At 73.3% G+C, this 18,906-nt stretch carries 15 protein-coding genes; 11 read left to right on the top strand and 4 right to left on the bottom strand.

What is annotated here, in order from left to right:
- Position 1 precedes the first annotated feature (1 nt).
- Positions 2 to 1,384: an SWIM zinc finger family protein gene (locus AB0F56_RS26085; protein WP_362013772.1), complete on the bottom strand. Its 1,383-nt coding sequence runs from the start codon at positions 1,382 to 1,384 to the stop codon at positions 2 to 4.
- Between the two features lie 167 nt (positions 1,385 to 1,551).
- On the opposite strand from AB0F56_RS26085, the gene AB0F56_RS26090 reads away from it, so the two are divergent.
- From AB0F56_RS26090 to sucD, 6 genes are all read left to right on the top strand, one after another.
- Positions 1,552 to 1,962, top strand: coding sequence for a hypothetical protein (locus tag AB0F56_RS26090; RefSeq protein ID WP_362013774.1), 411 nt, complete (start codon positions 1,552 to 1,554; stop codon positions 1,960 to 1,962).
- 110 nt (positions 1,963 to 2,072) lie between these two features.
- Positions 2,073 to 3,263 carry an AAA family ATPase gene (locus tag AB0F56_RS26095; protein ID WP_362013775.1) on the top strand — a complete coding sequence of 397 codons (1,191 nt, stop codon included), beginning with the start codon at positions 2,073 to 2,075 and terminating at the stop codon, positions 3,261 to 3,263.
- Entirely contained in the window at positions 3,260 to 5,551 is a 2,292-nt protein-coding gene (locus AB0F56_RS26100; protein ID WP_362013777.1) for a DUF5682 family protein, read from the top strand. Before AB0F56_RS26095 ends, AB0F56_RS26100 begins: the two co-directional genes overlap by 4 nt.
- Complete coding sequence (locus AB0F56_RS26105) at positions 5,548 to 6,759, top strand: VWA domain-containing protein (protein WP_362013779.1); 1,212 nt, start codon at positions 5,548 to 5,550, stop codon at positions 6,757 to 6,759. Before AB0F56_RS26100 ends, AB0F56_RS26105 begins: the two co-directional genes overlap by 4 nt.
- A gap of 400 nt (positions 6,760 to 7,159) precedes the next feature.
- Positions 7,160 to 8,338, top strand: coding sequence for an ADP-forming succinate--CoA ligase subunit beta (gene sucC, locus AB0F56_RS26110; protein WP_362013780.1), 1,179 nt, complete (start codon positions 7,160 to 7,162; stop codon positions 8,336 to 8,338).
- Positions 8,339 to 8,358: 20 nt separating this feature from the next.
- Positions 8,359 to 9,243 (top strand): succinate--CoA ligase subunit alpha, encoded by an 885-nt coding sequence (gene sucD, locus AB0F56_RS26115; protein WP_260229316.1) that lies wholly within the window; start codon positions 8,359 to 8,361, stop codon positions 9,241 to 9,243.
- Positions 9,244 to 9,350: 107 nt separating this feature from the next.
- Here sucD and AB0F56_RS26120 read toward each other — a convergent pair whose 3' ends face one another.
- A complete protein-coding gene (locus AB0F56_RS26120; protein ID WP_362013782.1) occupies positions 9,351 to 10,712 on the bottom strand; it encodes a sigma factor-like helix-turn-helix DNA-binding protein in 1,362 nt (453 codons plus the stop codon).
- 119 nt (positions 10,713 to 10,831) lie between these two features.
- On the opposite strand from AB0F56_RS26120, the gene AB0F56_RS26125 reads away from it, so the two are divergent.
- Complete coding sequence (locus AB0F56_RS26125; protein ID WP_362013783.1) at positions 10,832 to 12,304, top strand: DUF6350 family protein; 1,473 nt, start codon at positions 10,832 to 10,834, stop codon at positions 12,302 to 12,304.
- 3 nt (positions 12,305 to 12,307) lie between these two features.
- Here AB0F56_RS26125 and AB0F56_RS26130 read toward each other — a convergent pair whose 3' ends face one another.
- A complete protein-coding gene (locus tag AB0F56_RS26130) occupies positions 12,308 to 13,030 on the bottom strand; it encodes a hypothetical protein (RefSeq protein ID WP_362013785.1) in 723 nt (240 codons plus the stop codon).
- Positions 13,031 to 13,260: 230 nt separating this feature from the next.
- Between AB0F56_RS26130 and purN the strand changes: the two genes are divergently transcribed.
- From purN to AB0F56_RS26145, 3 genes are all read left to right on the top strand, one after another.
- Positions 13,261 to 13,884 (top strand): phosphoribosylglycinamide formyltransferase, encoded by a 624-nt coding sequence (purN, locus tag AB0F56_RS26135; protein WP_362013786.1) that lies wholly within the window; start codon positions 13,261 to 13,263, stop codon positions 13,882 to 13,884.
- Positions 13,881 to 15,449 carry a bifunctional phosphoribosylaminoimidazolecarboxamide formyltransferase/IMP cyclohydrolase gene (gene purH, locus AB0F56_RS26140; RefSeq protein WP_362013787.1) on the top strand — a complete coding sequence of 523 codons (1,569 nt, stop codon included), beginning with the start codon at positions 13,881 to 13,883 and terminating at the stop codon, positions 15,447 to 15,449. Before purN ends, purH begins: the two co-directional genes overlap by 4 nt.
- Before the next feature lie 185 nt (positions 15,450 to 15,634).
- Entirely contained in the window at positions 15,635 to 17,107 is a 1,473-nt protein-coding gene (locus AB0F56_RS26145) for a DUF2079 domain-containing protein (protein WP_362013789.1), read from the top strand.
- A gap of 92 nt (positions 17,108 to 17,199) precedes the next feature.
- On the opposite strand, the gene AB0F56_RS26150 is transcribed toward AB0F56_RS26145, so the two are convergent.
- Positions 17,200 to 17,787 carry a hypothetical protein gene (locus tag AB0F56_RS26150; protein ID WP_362013791.1) on the bottom strand — a complete coding sequence of 196 codons (588 nt, stop codon included), beginning with the start codon at positions 17,785 to 17,787 and terminating at the stop codon, positions 17,200 to 17,202.
- 256 nt (positions 17,788 to 18,043) lie between these two features.
- Between AB0F56_RS26150 and AB0F56_RS26155 the strand changes: the two genes are divergently transcribed.
- Positions 18,044 to 18,904 carry a bifunctional methylenetetrahydrofolate dehydrogenase/methenyltetrahydrofolate cyclohydrolase gene (locus AB0F56_RS26155; protein ID WP_362013792.1) on the top strand — a complete coding sequence of 287 codons (861 nt, stop codon included), beginning with the start codon at positions 18,044 to 18,046 and terminating at the stop codon, positions 18,902 to 18,904.
- Positions 18,905 to 18,906 lie beyond the last annotated feature (2 nt).

Raw genomic sequence — 18,906 nt, forward strand, 5'->3', positions numbered from 1 at the left:
TTCAGTGGAGCGGGACCGTCTCGCCCGGGGCGTCGGCCGACCATGCGGCGAGCGGGGTGAACCCGCGGTGCCCGCACTCCCCGAAGACGGTCACCGGGCCGCCCCCGGAGAGCGCGGCGAGCCGCCACAGGCCGGGCCGTCCGAGCGCGGCACCGCTCAGCGGCACCGCCTCGCCGGGGGCCGCGTCCGGGGCGGCGTCCAGCAAGGGCGCCGCGTCCGCGAGCTGCCAGCCGTGCTCCGTAGGCAGGGGGACGACGTCGGTGAGCGTCACCGGCCACGAGTCCAGCCAGGGGTCCTCCCGCAGCGCGAGCCCGTAGGCGGTGAGCGCGTCGCCGACCGTGGCGCCCGGGGGCGGGGCGTCGAACGGGGCCGGGGCGGCGAACTGCTCGCCCAGCTCCGCGCGGAGCGCCCCCGCGCCCGCGTGGAGCACGAGCGCGGCGTCGACGACCACGCCCACCGGCAGGGCCAGTTCGGGCGCGTGGCCGGCCGCCCCGAAGGAGAGGAGCAGCGCCGTGCGCCCGGTGGCCCGGCCGTGCAGCCAGATGCGGCGGGTCGTCAACTTGCCGTCCCCCGTGTCGTACTGGGCGAGGACCAGCCAGTGGTCCCGCACCGAGGGGCCCTCGGCGGGCGCGGTCAGGCCCACCCGGGTCCGTACGGTCGCCGCCAGCGGGTCCGGGAGCCGGTCGACGGAGAGCCAGGCCCGGTCGAGGAGATGGGTCAGCGCGCACTCCTCCAGGAGCCGGACCGGCCAGCCGGGCCCCGAGCCCGGTATCGCCCCCAACTCCCGTACCCGCCCCGCGAGTCCCGGTGCCTGCGCGTCGACCATGCGAGCCGCCGTCTCCTCCCACAGGGCGTACCCGGCCTGCTCCGCCGAGGCCAGGCCGCCGCGCAGCAGGTCGGCCAGGCGCTGCTCCAACTCCTCCGCACCCGACGTGATCCGGGCCGCGCGCCGCTCCGCCCTGCGCCGGGCGGCCTCGGGATCGGCGGTGGCGGCCGGTCCCGTCCCCTCCGCGCCGCGCGTGCGGGCGGCGGCGCGCTCGCGCCGGCCCGTCAGCCACGTCGCCGCCCAGTCGGGCACGTCGGGGTCGGCGGCGAACGCCTCGGCGTCCCCCGCCCAGAGCAGCAGGAGCCCCAGCGCGTGCTTGCACGGGAACTTCCGGCTGGGGCAACTGCACGAGTACGCCGGGCCCGTGGTGTCGACGACCGTGCGGTACGGCTTGCTGCCGCTGCCCCGGCACAGCCCCCAGACGGCCCCCTCGCCGCCCGTGCCCGTACCGGACCACGGCCCGGCCGTGCCGAGCTTGCTTCCCGCTTTGCGCGAGGCGTCGTCAGGAGCCAGTGCCAGCACCTGATCCGCCGTCCAGCGCACCCCCTGTGTGTCCATGCCCTCGACCGTAGGGGGCGCCACTGACAACGGAGTTGACCTGCACTTTTCCGGGTCGGGGCGGGCTCGTTCCGGGCTGGGGACAACGGCGTGGCGGCATTTGACTTTGCCTTCTCTTTACGATTGTCTGCCGAGGTCGAACCACCGACCTCACTGGGGGACCCACCATGAACCGCACCATCCGCACCGCCGTCGCGACGCTCGCCGTCACCGGCCTGGCGTTCGGCCTCGGCGCCTGCGCGGCCGCGGAGAAGGCCGCCGACCAGGCCGACAAGGCCGTGAACGAGACCTACGAGGTCACGTACGAGGTCACCGGCAAGGGCGTCGAGTCGATCCAGTTCCACGGCGGCAGCGGTTCGGCCATGGAGCCGAAGCTGGAGACCGAGGCGAAGCCGACCACGCCGTGGAAGAAGACGGTGACGCTGAAGGGGATCATGCCCCCGGCCGTCATGCCGATGGCGCTCGACCCGGCCGACCTCACCTGCAAGGTCATCCACGACGGCAAGGTCATCAAGGAGGCCAAGGGCCAGGACGCGATGGCCGGCGGCTGCGTCGCGGTCTCCCCGATCGCCGGCTGACACCCGTACGCACCCCTGGAGTTCGCCGCTGACCTGCGGTGACGGCCGACTGTCAGTGGCATGGTGCACGGTGGATCCCACATCAGGTCGAACGATCTGGAGGGGGATCCATGACCGTGTCCGAAACCATCGCGAGCACCGTCCCCGGTGCCGGAACCGACACCGGGACGGGCGCCGCGGCGCTGCCCGGCCAGGCCGCGCCGAGCGGCCCCGACCTCGGCTCCGAGGCCCTGCGGCCGCACGCCGAACACGCCTTCGCGGACGAGCTCAAGGCGCTCGCCGCCGCCGACGACCGGCCGCGGCCCGCCCGTTGGCAGCTGTCCCCGTGGGCCGTCGCCACCTATCTCCTCGGCGGGACGCTCCCCGACGGCACGGTGATCACACCGAAGTACGTCGGGCCGCGCCGGATCGTCGAGGTCGCCGTCACCACACTCGCCACCGACCGGGCCCTGCTGCTGCTCGGCGTCCCCGGCACCGCCAAGACCTGGGTGTCCGAGCACCTCGCCGCCGCCGTCAGCGGCGACTCGACCCTGCTCGTGCAGGGCACGGCCGGCACGCCCGAGGAGGCGATCCGGTACGGCTGGAACTACGCCAAGCTGCTCGCCCACGGCCCCAGCCGGGACGCGCTCGTGCCCAGCCCCGTCATGCGCGCCATGTCCGAGGGGCTGACCGCCCGGGTCGAGGAGCTCACCCGCATCCCGGCCGACGTGCAGGACACGCTCATCACGATCCTGTCCGAGAAGACCCTGCCGATCCCGGAGCTCGGCCAGGAGGTCCAGGCGGTACGGGGCTTCAACCTGATCGCCACCGCCAACGACCGCGACCGGGGGGTCAACGACCTCTCCAGCGCGCTGCGCCGCCGCTTCAACACGGTCGTGCTGCCGCTGCCCGCGACCCCGGAGGCGGAGGTCGACATCGTCGCGCGCCGCGTCGACCAGATCGGCCGCTCGCTCGACCTCCCGGCCGTGCCGGAGGGGGTCGAGGAGATCCGACGGGTCGTCACCGTCTTCCGCGAGCTGCGCGACGGGGTGACCGCGGACGGCCGCACGAAGCTCAAGTCCCCTTCGGGGACGCTCTCCACGGCCGAGGCGATCTCCGTCGTCACCGGCGGCCTGGCGCTCTCCGCCCACTTCGGCGACGGCGTCCTGCGCTCCGCCGACGTCGCCGCCGGCATCCTCGGCGCGGTCGTCCGCGACCCGGCGGCGGACCGCGTCATCTGGCAGGAGTACCTGGAGACGGTCGTCCGGGAAAGAGACGGCTGGAAGGACTTCTACCGCGCTTGCCGCGAGGTGAGCGCATGACGGCGGGGCCCCTGTTCCTCGGCGTGCGGCACCACGGGCCCGGCTCCGCCCGGGCCGTGCTCGGGGCGCTGGAGACACGGCGGCCCGCCGCGGTCCTCGTCGAGGGGCCGCCCGAGGCCGACGGGATCCTCGCGCTCGCCGGCGACGACGCGATGCGGCCGCCCGTCGCGCTGCTCGGCCACGCCGTGGACGACCCCGGGCGCGCCGCGTTCTGGCCCTTCGCCGAGTTCTCGCCCGAGTGGGTGGCGATCCGCTGGGCCCTCGCCCACGGCGCCGCCGTCCGGTTCATCGACCTGCCCGCCGCCCACACCCTCGCCGCCACCGACCCCACCTGGGGCGACGGCGAGGGCGACGAACCCGAGGCCGACCAGGGCCTGCGCGTCGACCCGATCGCCGAGCTCGCCCGGGCCGGCGGATACGACGACCCCGAGCGCTGGTGGGAGGACGCCGTCGAACTGCGCGGCGCCGCCGACCCCGTCGCCCCCTTCGAGGCGCTCGCCGACGCCATGGGCGCGCTGCGCGAGACCCACGGCGACGGCGGCCACGCCCGCGATCTGATCCGCGAGGCGTACATGCGGCTCCAGCTGCGGGCCGCCCGCAAGGAGTTCGGTGACGAGGTGGCCGTCGTCTGCGGCGCCTGGCACGTGCCCGCGCTGACCGTCGCGACGACCGCCACCGCCGACCGCGCCCTGCTCAAGGGCCTGCCCAAGGTGAAGACCGAGATGACGTGGGTGCCCTGGACCCACCGCCGCCTCGCCCGCCGCTCCGGCTACGGCGCCGGCATCGAGGCCCCCGGCTGGTACGGACACCTCTTCGCCGCCCCCGACCGCCCGATCGAGCGCTGGATGACCAAGGTCGCCGGCCTCCTCAGGGACGAGGACACCTTCGTCTCCTCCGCCCACGTCATCGAGGCGGTCCGGCTCGCCGAGACCCTCGCGGCGATGCGCGGCCGGCCCCTCGCCGGGCTCGGCGAGACCACCGACGCCGTCCGCGCCGTGATGTGCGACGGCTCCGACGTCCCGCTCGACCTCGTGCGCGACCGCCTCGTCGTCGGCGACGTCCTCGGCGAGGTCCCCGACGACGCCCCCGCCGTCCCCCTCCAGCGCGACCTCGCCCGGCTCCAGAAGAGCCTGCGGCTCAAGCCGGAGGCCCAGGAGCGGGAGCTCGAACTCGACCTGCGCAAGGAGAACGACGCCGCCCGCAGCCGACTCCTGCACCGCCTGCGGCTGCTCTCCGTCGAGTGGGGCACGCCCGTCGCCGGACGAGGCAGCACCGGCACCTTCCGCGAGACCTGGCGGCTGCGCTGGCAGCCCGAACTCCACGTCCGGGTCGCCGAAGCCGGCGTCTGGGGCACCACCGTCGAGTCCGCCGCCGTCGCCAAGGCAGAGGCCCGCGCCCAGGAGGCGACCGCGCTCGCCGACGTCACCGCGCTCGCCGAGCAGTGCCTGCTCGCCGGACTCGGCGCCGCCCTCCCCGTCGTCATGACCGCCCTCGCCGACCGCGCCGCGCTCGACACGGACGTGGCCCACCTCGCCCAGGCCCTGCCCGCGCTGGCCCGCTCGCTGCGCTACGGCGACGTCCGGGCCACCGACACCGCCGCGCTCGGCGAGGTCGCGGCCGGGCTCGCCGAGCGGATCTGCGTCGGCCTGCCGCCCGCCTGCACCGGCCTCGACACCGACGCCGCCGCCGAGATGCGCGGCCACCTCGACGCCGTCCACGGCGCGCTCCCCCTGCTCCCCGACAGCGACAGCACGGACAGCGAGGGCACGGCCGCCCGGTGGACCGGCGTCCTGCGCGGGCTCGCCGCCCGCGACAGCGTGCCCGGCACCATCCGGGGCCGGGCCGCCCGACTCCTCCTCGACGAGGGCGGGCTCGACGAGGAGGAGGCCGCGCGGCTCATGGGCCTCGCCCTCTCGCCCGGCACCCCGCCCGCCGACGCCGCCGCCTGGATCGAGGGCTTCGTCGGCGGCGCCTCCGGAGGAGGCATGCTCCTCGTCCACGACGAACGGCTGCTCGCCCTCGTCGACACCTGGCTGACCGGCGTGACGGCGGACGCCTTCACCGACGTCCTGCCCCTGCTGCGCCGCACCTTCTCCGCGTACGAACCAGGCGTGCGCCGCACCCTGGGCGAGCTGGTCGCCCGCGGCCCGTCCGCCACCGCCGCGAACCGTACGGACGCCGCCGTACCCGGCTTCGGCACCGCGCTCGACGAGGAACGGGCCGACGGAGTCCTGCCCGTGCTCGAACTGATCCTGGGACCGACCGACCTCGTGGGGGTGGACCGATGACCGCGACGACCGACAGCCCGGCCGCGGCCGGAGCCGGGCACGACGAACGGCTGCGCCGCTGGCGCATGGTCCTCGGCGGCGGCGAGGCCGACGGCACCGGCTGCGCCCTCACCGGCACGGACGCCGCCATGGACGGAGCCCTGACCGCGCTCTACGGACGGAGCGACGGCCGCACCGACCGCCGCGCCCGCGAGCGCGACAGGTCCGCGGGCCTCGGCGGCTCCGCGCCCTCCGTGGCCCGCTGGCTCGGCGACATCAGGACGTACTTCCCGAGCTCCGTCGTCCAGGTCATGCAGCGCGACGCCATCGACCGCCTCGGGCTCTCCACCCTCCTCCTGGAGCCCGAGATGCTGGAGGCCGTCGAGGCCGACGTCCATCTCGTCGGCACGCTGCTCTCCCTCAACAAGGCCATGCCCGAGACGACCAAGGAGACGGCCCGCGCCGTCGTCCGCAAGGTCGTCGACGACCTGGAGAAGCGCCTCGCCACCCGCACCCGGGCCACGCTCACCGGCGCGCTCGACCGCTCCGCCCGGATCAGCCGCCCGCGCCACCGGGACATCGACTGGGACCGGACGATCCGCGCCAACCTCAAGAACTACCTGCCCGAGTACCGCACGGTCGTCCCCGAGCGCCTCATCGGCTACGGCCGCGCCGCCCAGTCGGTCAAGAAGGACGTCGTCCTCTGCATCGACCAGTCCGGCTCCATGGCCGCGTCCGTCGTCTACGCCTCCGTGTTCGGCGCGGTCCTCGCCTCCATGCGGGCCATCGCGACCCGGCTCGTCGTCTTCGACACCGCCGTCGTCGACCTGACGGACCAGCTCGACGACCCGGTCGACGTCCTGTTCGGCACCCAGCTCGGTGGCGGCACCGACATCAACCGCGCCCTCGCGTACTGCCAGTCCCAGATCACCCGCCCGGCCGACACGGTCGTCGTCCTCATCAGCGACCTCTACGAAGGGGGCATCCGCGACGAGATGCTGAAGCGGGTCGCCGCGATGAAGGCCTCCGGAGTGCAGTTCGTCGCCCTGCTCGCGCTCTCCGACGAGGGCGCCCCCGCCTACGACCGCGAGCACGCCGCCGCCCTCGCGGCGCTCGGCGCGCCGGCCTTCGCCTGCACCCCCGACCTCTTCCCCGAGGTGATGGCGGCGGCGATCGAGAAGCGCCCGCTGCCCGTGCCGGACACGGCGCAGGGACCGCGGAATCCGTAGCGCCGTGGGTCAGGAATCCGTAGCCCCGGCACCACCCGAGCGGACGCGTCCGGACGCACTGAGTCCCATATCACACCTCGGCCGCCCGGACCCTCACTTCGGGGACGGGCGGGTCGTGAGGCGGCCGGAGCCCTGTTCCCACCTGTGCCGCGGGCGCCGGGGCCATCGGCCCGGTACTCCACGGACCGCCCCCGTACCCCTACGATCTGTGACCCGTATCACCGCTCCGGTGTGACCTGCGATTTAGGGACCAACGTCCTGCGGGGATAACCTGCGGGACGGACATGCCGCGTCCACGGACACCGTGTACGCCTCCCTTGTGACAGCGCAGTCACGTTGCCCTTCGCGGCACGCCCACGCAGACAACGAACCGCGATCATCAGAAAAGGGACGGACGCGCGTGGACCTGTTCGAGTACCAGGCGAGGGACCTCTTCGCCAAGCACGGAGTACCGGTGCTGGCCGGTGAAGTCATCGACACGCCTGAGGCCGCGCGCGCCGCGACCGAGCGCCTCGGCGGCAAGTCCGTCGTCAAGGCCCAGGTGAAGGTCGGCGGCCGCGGCAAGGCCGGCGGCGTCAAGCTGGCTGCCGACGCGGACGAGGCGGTCGCCCGTGCGACCGACATCCTCGGCATGGACATCAAGGGCCACACGGTCCACAAGGTGATGATCGCCGAGCTGTCCCCGGAGATCGAGGCCGAGTACTACGTCTCCTACCTCCTCGACCGCACCAACCGCACCTTCCTCGCGATGGCGTCGGTGCAGGGCGGCATGGACATCGAGGAGGTCGCGGAGAAGACCCCCGAGGCCCTCGCGAAGGTCCCGGTCAACGCCGTCGACGGCGTGAGCATCGAGAAGGCCCGCGAGATCGTGGCCCTGGCGAAGTTCCCGGCCGACGTGGCCGAGGGTGTCGCCGAGGCCCTGGTGACCCTGTGGAAGACCTTCGTCGCCGAGGACGCGCTCCTCGTCGAGGTCAACCCGCTGGTGAAGACCAAGGACGGCCGCATCCTGGCCCTGGACGGCAAGGTGTCTCTCGACGAGAACGCCGACTTCCGTCAGCCGGAGCACGAGGCGCTCGAGGACAAGGCCGCAGCCAACCCGCTCGAGGCTGCCGCCAAGGCCAAGAACCTCAACTACGTCAAGCTGGACGGCGAGGTCGGCATCATCGGCAACGGCGCCGGCCTGGTCATGTCGACCCTGGACGTCGTCGCGTACGCCGGTGAGAACCACGGCGGCGTGAAGCCGGCCAACTTCCTCGACATCGGCGGCGGCGCCTCCGCCGAGGTCATGGCGAACGGCCTGGAGATCATCCTGGGCGACCCGGACGTCAAGTCCGTGTTCGTCAACGTCTTCGGTGGCATCACCGCCTGTGACGAGGTCGCCAACGGCATCGTCCAGGCGCTGGAGCTCCTCGCCTCCAAGGGCGAAGAGGTCACCAAGCCGCTGGTCGTGCGCCTCGACGGCAACAACGCGGAGCTGGGTCGCAAGATCCTGTCGGACGCGAACCACCCGCTCGTGCAGCGTGTGGACACCATGGACGGCGCGGCCGACAAGGCCGCCGAGCTCGCGGCTGCGAAGTAAGGGACGAGGTCAAGCACACCATGGCTATCTTCCTCACCAAGGACAGCAAGGTCATCGTCCAGGGCATGACCGGTGCCACGGGCATGAAGCACACCAAGCTCATGCTGGGTGACGGCACCAACATCGTCGGTGGCGTGAACCCCCGCAAGGCCGGCACGTCCGTCGACTTCGACGGCACCGAGGTCCCGGTCTTCGGCTCCGTCGCCGAGGCGATGGAGAAGACGGGCGCCAACGTCTCCGTCCTCTTCGTCCCGCCGGCCTTCGCCAAGGCCGCCGTGGTCGAGGCGATCGACGCCGAGATCCCGCTCGCCGTGGTCATCACCGAGGGCATCGCCGTCCACGACTCCGCCGCCTTCTGGGCGTACGCGCAGTCGAAGGGCAACAAGACCCGCATCATCGGCCCGAACTGCCCCGGTCTCATCACCCCGGGCCAGTCCAACGCCGGCATCATCCCGGGCGACATCACGAAGCCGGGCCGCATCGGCCTGGTCTCGAAGTCCGGCACGCTGACGTACCAGATGATGTACGAGCTCCGTGACATCGGCTTCTCGTCCGCCGTCGGCATCGGTGGCGACCCGGTCATCGGCACCACGCACATCGACGCCCTCGCGGCGTTCGAGGCCGACCCCGACACCGACCTGATCGTCATGATCGGCGAGATCGGCGGCGACGCCGAGGAGCGTGCGGCGGACTTCATCGCGAAGAACGTCACCAAGCCGGTCGTCGGCTACGTCGCGGGCTTCACCGCGCCCGAGGGCAAGACCATGGGCCACGCCGGCGCCATCGTCTCCGGCTCCTCCGGCACCGCCCAGGCGAAGAAGGAGGCCCTCGAGGCCGCCGGTGTCAAGGTCGGCAAGACGCCGACCGAGACCGCCAAGCTGGCGCGCGCGATCCTCGCGGGCTGAAGCTGAGCGGCGTCGTCTGAACCGCACAGGTGGGCCCCGCCCCCTCCCGGGAAACCGGGCAGGGGCGGGGCCCACTCGCGTACGCCCGCACTCGGCGTACGGCCGCGCTACTGCGTGTCGGGGATGAGCCGCTCCGGGCCGTGGTGGGGCCGGGAGCGCAGGCTGTCGCGCAGCTCCACGTCCTCCGGGGTGAGCTTCTGCGAGCCGCCGCGCACCGGCACGCCGTTGACGGTCTCGCCGGGGTGGTTGACCGGCAGGTACCGCGTCGGCGCGGTCGCGGCCGTGAAGGCCGTGACCCCGATGAGCGCCGCCGTCACGGCGAGGACCGCGCGCGTCCACATCCGCGCCTGCCGCTCGCTGCCCGTCCGTACGCTCCTGGCCTCCGCGAGCGTCGCCGTCGGCGCCTCCTCGACCAGCGCGCCGAGGCGCCGGTGGAGGGCGTCGGGGTCGGCCAGGTCGGGCACGCGCTCCCCGATGACGGTACGGGCGTGCAGCAGCCGGTTGGCGGCCGCGGGGGTGCTCGCCTCGGTCTCGGCGGCCGTGTCGGGCAGGTCGAGGCCGAGCCCGTCGTAGAGCAGGACGGTACGGCGGTACGGCGGCGGCAGTTCGAGCAGCGCCGCGAGCAGGTCCCGCCGCCCGGCCTCGGTGGGCGGGGCGTCCGGGTGCTTGTGGCCGCGGCGCAGCCGGTGCCAGGGGGAGAGCGCGTACTCGTACGCCGCCGCCCGCACCCAGCCCACCGGGTCACGGTCGACCGCGACCTCGGGCCAGTGCTGCCAGGCGTGGTGGAAGGCGTGCTCCACGGCCTCCCGGGAGAGCCGGCGGCGGCCGGTGAGCAGGTACGTCTGGTGGACGAGACCGGGCGCGGCGTGCGCGTAGAGGGCGTCGAAGGCCTCTTCCGGGGTGAGCGAGGGCTCGACGGGGGCTTCGAGGGCTTCGGGGGCCGGGGGTTCCGCAGTGGGCATGGGCTCGACCGGTTTCAGCTTCTCCAGGGGCTGCTGGGCGGCGGCCCAGCCCGCCCGGACGGCGCGGGGGGCCTTCTGACCGGTGCCGGAGCCGGGGGCGGCCGCCGCAGGGGTCTTGGGCGGCTTCGCGGCGCGCTTGGCCGCGGCTCTCGGGCGGGTGTTCGCGGTGGGCGCCGCGCCGGCGGTGGCGGGCTTGGCCACGTGCGTCGGGGGTTCCACGTGCTGCGGGGGCTCGGCCACTCGGGTGGGCGGCTCGGCGGGCGTGGGTGGCGTGGGCGGCTCGGCGGGGGGCGCGGACTCGGGGGTGGGGGCGCCCTGGTCCTCGTACGCGCCGATCAGCTTCGCGTACGCCTCCTGCTTCCGCCCCCGTGGTGTGGTGCGGCCGGTCTCCCAGGACCTGACCGTGGCCCGCGTGACCCCCATGGCCTCCGCGACCTGGTCCTCGCTCAGTCCCCTGGCCTCGCGCAGTCTGCGCCGCTCCTTGGGGGAGGGCATGCTCCGGTTCATCGGCGACGACCTCCCGCAAGGGCGTTCCGGGCGGAAAAGTACATAAACGTATCTTGAGCGACACAACGGCGTTTTGCCTGTTACGCGAGAAAAGCGCGTGTCGTTGGCAGCATGGGCGCGTGACCCACCTGACCGAGCACACCCCCGCGCTGCCGGCCGAGCCACTGGCCCAGGGCGGCCGGTCCGCCGCTCTCGGGGCCGCGTTCGTGCGCGGCGGGGTCGCGGCGGGGCTCGGGCTCGGCGCCCTCGCGGTCCTGGTGACGGCGGCGTGGATCAGCTCGCCGTACCCCGACAGCGGTCCCGGCGAGGCGCTGCACACGGCCGCCGGTCTTTGGCTGCTCGCCCACGGCGTGGACCTGATCCGCACGGACACCGCCTCGGGCCTGCCCGCGCCGCTCGGGATCACCCCGCTGCTGCTCATGGCGCTGCCGGCCTGGCTCCTGCACCGGATCGCGCGGGGCGCCATGGAGCCGTACGCGGAGGAGCGAGCGGCCGGAGTGGCGGCCGGAATGGCGGCCGTGACGGCCGTGTGCGCCGGGTATCTGCTGGTCGCGGCCGGTGTGGTGCTCTACTCGGTGAGCGGTTCGCTCCCCGCCGACCTGCTGAGCGCCGGCCTGTGGCTGCCCCTGACGGTGGCCGCCTTCGCCGGGCTCGGCGCGTGGACGTCGGCAGGACGGCCCCTCCCGCGCCAGGAACACGCGGCCGTGGCGCTGCGCTCGGTGGCGCCCGCGCTCGTGGTCCTGCCGGCCGGCGGGGCAGCGGTGTTCGGGGCCTCGCTGGTCTGGCACGCGGCCGCGGCTCAGGAGTCGTTCGCCGGGCTCGCGGGGGAGTGGTCGGGGCGCGCCTCGGTCCTGCTCCTTGCCGTCGCGCTGGTGCCGAACGCGGCGGTGTGGGGGGCTTCGTACGGCCTCGGGCCGGGGTTCGCGCTCGGTACGGGTGCCTCGGCGACCCCGCTGGGCCTCACCGGCGCGGCGGCCGTCCCGCCCTTCCCGCTGCTTGCCGCGCTGCCCGGCGCGGGACCGGGCGGCTGGGTCCACTGGGCGGCGGCGACGGTCCCGCTCGTGGCGGCCGTGGTCCTCGGCGCGGGTGTGGGCCGGTCGGCACGGGCCTGGACGGCCCGGGAGGCGGCGCTGACGGCCCTGATCGGCGCCTGGGTGTGCGGTGCGGCGACGGCCCTCCTCGCGGGGGCCGCCGGAGGGCCCCTCGGCGCGGGCCGGCTCGCGGTGTTCGGCCCGGTGTGGTGGCAGACCGGGGCGGCGGCGGTGCTGTGGTGCGCGGCGGTCGGGGTGCCGGTGGCGCTGGGCGTACGGGCCTGGGGCCTGCGCGGCACGAAGCCGGCGCCGGCCGTGACGGCGGGGCCGTGGGCCGAGGCCGAGGCGGAGCCGCTGCCGCCGGTGCAGGCGCCGACCCCGACCCCGGTCGTCCCCGTACCGACTCCTGCCCGCGAGGTCGAGGCCGAGGACGACGACGCGTACGACGACACCGGGTTCGAGTCGTACGACTTCCTCCCGGCGGCCTGGGAACCGGCCCTTCCGCCTCCGCCACCTCCGCCGCCGGCCCCTGAGGCCCCGGCGAAGGACGGAGACGAGTAGCCGCTACTCCCGGACGCCGATGACGTCCCGCAGCGGCTTGGGCAGCAGGTCGTTGCAGGCCAGCTGGCCCGACTTGGTCAGGGCGTCGTCGGCGCAGGTGTAGAAGTCGCGGTAGACGAGCTGGAGCGTGAAGCTGCCCGCGACGATCAGCAGGGACAGCGAGGCCGCGATCAGACCGCTGACCGCCGCCGTGCGCTGCGTACGGGCGGCCAGGCCGGACGGGGCTCCGGTCTTCGCGGGCGGCTGCTGAGCGGCCGCCGGGCTCTGCGGCTGGTCGAAAGCGGTCGCCTGCGCCGGGGCCTGCGCCTTCGGCTTGGCGCGCAGCGCGCTGATCGCCCAGTACAGACCCAGGGCGCCCAGGAGCAGCGCCAGCTCCGGGATCTCGAAGAGGGCGAAGAAGAAGCCCCACATGCCCGCGAGCAGCGAGTACCGCGCCCGCCGCTGCATCGGATCCTTCGGGTCCCACCGGGGCCCGGGCTCCTGGCCCTGTCCGTCGGGGCCGGAGGGGCGCTCGGGGCGGCGGCCGAAACCGTCGGAGGAGCGGCCGGGCTGGCGGCTGCTCCAGCGGCCTCCGGAGCGGCCGGAGCCGTCGGCGGGTCCGGACGACCCGGACGACGCGTCGTCGTCCGAGCCCTCCGGCCGCCGCGGCTGCCACGGCTGGTCCGGCTGCCCCTCGGGCGGCGGCGCGAACGGGTTGTTGTCGTCCGTGGACTGGCGTTCCGGCATCTGCTGAACGTCTTCCCTCTGTCGTCGCAACTGCTGTCTCAACTGCCGTCTCAAGGTACGGGCTCAACTGTCGTGAACCCGACGCTACCCCGCGGCCACGCCCCCGTCCCGTGGGGGCCTTCCCGTGTGCCGGTATCGTTGCTGACGGTCGGGACCTTCGTAGGGTTCCCCGTATCCAGAGGCACGATTCGTTCGTGCGACCGTACAAACACCACGGAAAGAGTGACCCTGTGGCCGCCGCCCGCCTCGTCGTCCTGGTCTCCGGCTCCGGCACCAACCTCCAGGCCCTGCTCGACGCGATCGCCGCCGACCCCGAGGGCCCCGAGGGCTACGGCGCCCGGATCGTCGCCGTCGGCGCCGACCGCGACAACATCGCCGGTCTGGAGCGGGCCGAGCGCGCAGGACTGCCCACGTTCGTGTGCCGGGTGAAGGACCACGCGACCCGCGAGGAGTGGGACCGCGCCCTGACCGAGGCCACCGCCGCGTACGAGCCCGACCTCGTCGTCTCGGCCGGCTTCATGAAGATCGTCGGCAAGGAGTTCCTCGCCCGCTTCGGCGGCCGGGTCGTCAACACCCACCCGGCGCTGCTGCCCAGCTTTCCCGGTGCCCATGGAGTGCGGGACGCACTCGCGTACGGCGCGAAGGTCACCGGGTGCACCGTCCACTTCGTCGACGACGGCGTCGACACCGGACCGATCATCGCCCAGGGCGTGGTCGAGGTCCGGGACGAGGACGATGAAGCCGCGCTCCATGAGCGCATCAAGGAAGTCGAGCGCTCGCTGCTCGTCGAGGTCGTGGGGCGTCTGGCCCGGCACGGCTACCGCATTGAGGGACGAAAGGTAACAATCCCGTGACCGCCGAAGGTACGAAGCGCCCCATCCGCCGCGCACTCGTCAGCGTCTACGACAAGACCGGCCTTGAGGAGCTGGCCCGCGGCCTGCACGAGGCGGGTGTCGCCCTCGTCTCCACCGGCTCCACCGCCTCGAAGATCGCCGCGGCCGGCGTCCCGGTCACCAAGGTCGAGGAGCTCACCGGCTTCCCCGAGTGCCTGGACGGCCGGGTGAAGACCCTGCACCCGCGCGTGCACGCCGGCATCCTCGCCGACCTGCGTCTGGAGGACCACCGCAACCAGCTCGCCGAGCTGGGCGTCGAGCCCTTCGACCTGGTGGTGGTGAACCTGTACCCGTTCAAGCAGACCGTCGCCTCCGGCGCCACCCCCGACGAGTGCGTCGAGCAGATCGACATCGGCGGCCCGTCGATGGTCCGCGCCGCCGCGAAGAACCACCCGTCCGTGGCCGTGGTCACCTCCCCGGAGCGGTACGCCGACGTCCTCGCGGCGGCCAAGAGCGGCGGCTTCGACCTGACCGCCCGCAAGCGCCTGGCGGCCGAGGCCTTCCAGCACACGGCCGCGTACGACGTGGCGGTCGCCTCCTGGTTCACCGACAGCTACGCGGCCGACGAGGACGCGGAGCTCCCGGAGTTCCTCGGGAAGACCTGGGAGCGCAAGTCGTCCCTGCGGTACGGCGAGAACCCGCACCAGAGCGCCGCGCTCTACACCGACGGCCTTCGTGGCGGACTCGCCAACGCCGAGCAGCTGCACGGCAAGGAGATGTCCTTCAACAACTACGTGGACACCGAGGCGGCCCGGCGCGCCGCCTTCGACCACGACGCGCCCTGTGTCGCGATCATCAAGCACGCCAACCCGTGCGGCATCGCGCTCGGCGCGGACGTCGCCGAGGCGCACCGCAAGGCGCACGCCTGCGACCCGCTGTCGGCGTTCGGCGGCGTCATCGCCGTGAACCGTCCGGTCTCCGTCGCGATGGCCGAGCAGGTCGCGGAGATCTTCACCGAGGTCATCGCGGCCCCGGACTTCGAGGACGGCGCGGTCGAGATCCTGGCGCGGAAGAAGAACATCCGCGTCCTGAAGGTCGACGGCTACCCCGCCGCGATGATCGACGACATCAAGCCCATCTCCGGTGGCGCGGTCGTCCAGCACCTCGACCTCTTCCAGGCCGAGGGCGACGACCCGGCGAACTGGACGCTCGCGACCGGCGAGGCGCTGTCGGCCGACGACCTTGCCGAGCTCGCCTTCGCGTGGAAGGCGTGCCGGGCCGTGAAGTCCAACGCGATCCTGCTCGCCAAGGACGGCGCCTCGGTCGGCGTCGGCATGGGCCAGGTCAACCGCGTCGACTCGGCGAAGCTCGCGGTCGAGCGCGCCGGCGAGGAGCGGGCGCGCGGCGCGTACGCGGCCTCGGACGCGTTCTTCCCGTTCCCGGACGGCCTGGAGATCCTCACGGCGGCCGGCATCAAGGCGGTCGTGCAGCCGGGCGGCTCGGTCCGCGACGAGCAGGTGATCGAGGCCGCGAAGAAGGCGGGCGTGACGATGTACCTCACGGGCACGCGCCACTTCTTCCACTGACGCGCTGACGCACTGACGGCGAGGTCGGCACGGACTGCCGACAGGTCGGCACACGCCGACACCCCGGGGCCCGCCGGTCTTCACCGGCGGGCCCCGTCGCCCCCGTACCGTCGCTCCGGTCGGCCGCCACCGGCGCTCTGGTCTAATGGGTTGCTCTTTTGTCGGCGGCTCTAGGTGGGGGCGCGATGTTGGAAGTACAGAACGGGGTGCCGGCCCAGGCCGCCGCCCCGGAGGCCGAGCGCGCCGGAAGGGCCGGGCCGGCCGAGCACGCCGAGCGTGAACTCGCCGCCGCGCCCCTGCTCCCGTACGCCCTGGTGGCGGGCGTGCTCTGCGCGCTCTACTTCCTCTACTCCTGGGTCCAGTACGCGCACTTCCGTACGCCCTCCTGGGACCTCGGGATCTTCAACCAGTCCGTCCGGGCCTACGCCGAGTTCCGGGCCCCGATCGTCGACATCAAGGGCCCCGGCTTCCTCATACTCGGGGACCACTTCAGTCCCGTGACAGCGCTCCTCGCGCCCCTGTACTGGATCTGGTCCTCCCCGCTCGCCCTGCTCTTCGCACAGGCCGCGCTCTTCGCCGCCTCGGCCGTCGTCGTCGGCCACACCGCCCACCAGGTGCTCGGCAGCCGCGCCGCAGGACTCGGGCTCACCGTCGCCTACGGCCTGTCCTGGGGCCTCCAGGAAGCCGTCAAGTCCGACTTCCACGAGATCGCCTTCGCCGTCCCGCTGCTCGCCCTGACCTGCCGCGCCCTGCTCCTCGGGCGCTGGACGGCGGCCGCCGCCTGGTCCGCGCCGCTGGTCCTGGTCAAGGAGGACATGGGGCTCACCGTCGCCATGGTCGGCGCCGTCCTCTTCCTCAAGGGGCAGAAGCGGCTCGGCGCGGCCCTGGCCGCCTTCGGCGCCGCGTTCTTCGCCCTCACGGTCCTGGTCCTGATCCCGGCGGCGAGCCGGGTCGGTCAGTACGACTACTGGGCCAAGATCGAGAAGACCGGCGAGGGCGCGGACGTCTCCTTCGCCCAGGTGCTCCTCACCTCGCTCGGCTCCGACGTGAAGTGGGAGATGGTCTTCTTCCTCGTCGGCATCACCGGCTTCCTGGCGCTGCGCTCCCCGCTGATGCTGCTCGTGCTGCCGACGCTCGGCTGGCGCTTCCTCTCCCAGGACCCGAACCACTGGGGGATGATCTGGCACTACAGCGCCATCCTGATGCCGATCGTCTTCCTCGCCCTGGTCGACGCGGTCCGCACCGTCCGCACCTCGCCGCGCGCGTGGCTCGTGTCGTACGGCAAGGTCGTCGTCCCGGTCGTCACGGCCGTCGCGATCGTGCTCGCCCTCGACCTGCCGCTGCGGGAGCTGCTGCGCTCGGAGACGTACCGTACGGACGCCCGGACGCTGGAGGCCCGGCGGGCGGTCGACGCGGTGCCGACGGGGGCGAGCGTCGAGACGAACGTGCCGCTGATGGCGCACCTCACCGCCGACCGCACGGTCTACTGGGTCGGCGGGGCGAAGGGGGTCAGCCCGGACTACCTCGCCCTCGACCTCTCCTCCGGCTGGTCCCAGCCGGTCACCGACCCCGTGCAGCTGGCGTCCCAGCTGCACCCGGAGGCGCGGTACGAGGTGTCGGCGCAGGCGGGACAGTTCGTGGTGCTCAAGCGGAGCTGATCGAGAGTCGCATGCCGAAGGGGCCCGGTTCCGAGAACGGAACCGGGCCCCTTCGGTGTGGCATGACCGCCGGTGTCAGCGATCAGCAGTGATCAGTACTGCTGCTTCTGGCGGTTGAACCAGGCCGCGCCGTCCGCCTTCGCCACGAAGACGATGATCAGGATGCCGAGCACCAGGCTGATGATGCCCGCGGGCAGCGAGAAGATGCTGAACAGCACCATGAACGACGCGTAGACGATGGTGCAGACGCGAACGCCGCTGCCGCCCGTCTTGAACTTGGCGGCGAGCACCATGCCGAGAACGCCGATGATCGCCGAGAAGATGCCGAGACCGATCAGCACGCCCTGGCCCAGGTCCGCGAACATCTCGGCGTCGGCCGACGAGGCGCCGGACCGCTCGAGCTCGCCCTCGATCGCGAACGACATGGCGATGACGGCGAGCGCGCCGATCACGTTGAGGCCGCTGACGATCCAGAGGATCACGCGCGCCGACTTCACACCGCCCGGCATCTCCATGGCCATGCCCGGGTAACCGCCCGCGCCGTACGGCTGCTGGATCGGGGGAGCCTGCGGGTAGCCGTAGCCGGGCTGCTGGCCCGGCTGCTGCTGGGGGTAGCCGTAGCCCGGCTGCTGCCCCTGCGGCTGCTGGCCGTAGGGGTTGTTCGGTTCGCCGAAGCTCATCGCGGGATTCCTCCGTTGGTCTGTGCGGGGACGACGCGGCCCGCGCGGAGGAACTTTCACGGCATATGAGCGGTTCGCCCCCCGGCACTGCCCGCGGCACTTCGCCGACATCGTCGTCGTACCGTCGACTTTTTGTCCAGTCGGTAGTCGGTGCGTTGTGCGAGTGCAACCTTCCCAGAACCGTTCCCTCCGCCTCCGCGCGGTCCGCGTCCAGGCGAATTGGAACTAGCGAGGGGTCATCCGGGAGGATGGGCCCATGAGCGCCCAGATTCTCGATGGCAAGGCCACCGCAGCCGCGATCAAGACCGAACTGGCCGTCCGCGTGGCGGCCCTGAAGGAGCGGGGCGTCACGCCCGGCCTCGGCACGATCCTGGTCGGCGACGACCCGGGCAGCCAGAAGTACGTCGCGGGCAAGCACCGCGACTGCGCGCAGGTCGGCATCGCCTCGATCCAGCGCGAGCTGCCCGCGACCGCCACGCAGGAGGAGATCGAGGCGGTCGTACGGGAGCTCAACGAGGACCCCGCGTGCACCGGGTACATCGTCCAGCTCCCGCTCCCCAAGGGAATCGACGAGAACCGCGTCCTGGAGCTGATGGACCCGGCCAAGGACGCCGACGGTCTGCACCCGACGAACCTGGGCCGCCTCGTACTGAACGAGCCGGCGCCGCTCCCGTGCACCCCCAACGGCATCATCACGCTGCTGCGCGGCCACGGCGTGGAGATCAACGGCGCGGAGGTCGTGGTCGTCGGGCGCGGTGTCACGATCGGCCGCCCGATGCCGCTGCTGCTCACGCGGCGCTCGGAGAACGCGACCGTCACGCAGTGCCACACCGGTACGCGCGACCTGTCCGCGCACCTGCGGCGGGCGGACATCATCGTCGCGGCGGCGGGCGTGCCGCACCTGATCAAGCCGGAGGACGTGAAGCCGGGCGCGGCCGTCCTGGACGTCGGCGTCTCGCGCGACGGCGAGGGCAAGATCCTCGGCGACGTGCACCCGGGGGTGACCGAGGTCGCGGGCTGGATCTCCCCGAACCCCGGTGGCGTCGGCCCGATGACCCGCGCGCAGCTGCTCGTCAACGTCGTCGAGGCCGCCGAGCGCGCGGCCGAGGCGCTCTGACG

Origin of the sequence: Streptomyces sp. NPDC026092, assembly GCF_040638605.1 — a bacterium.
GTDB lineage: Bacteria > Actinomycetota > Actinomycetes > Streptomycetales > Streptomycetaceae > Streptomyces.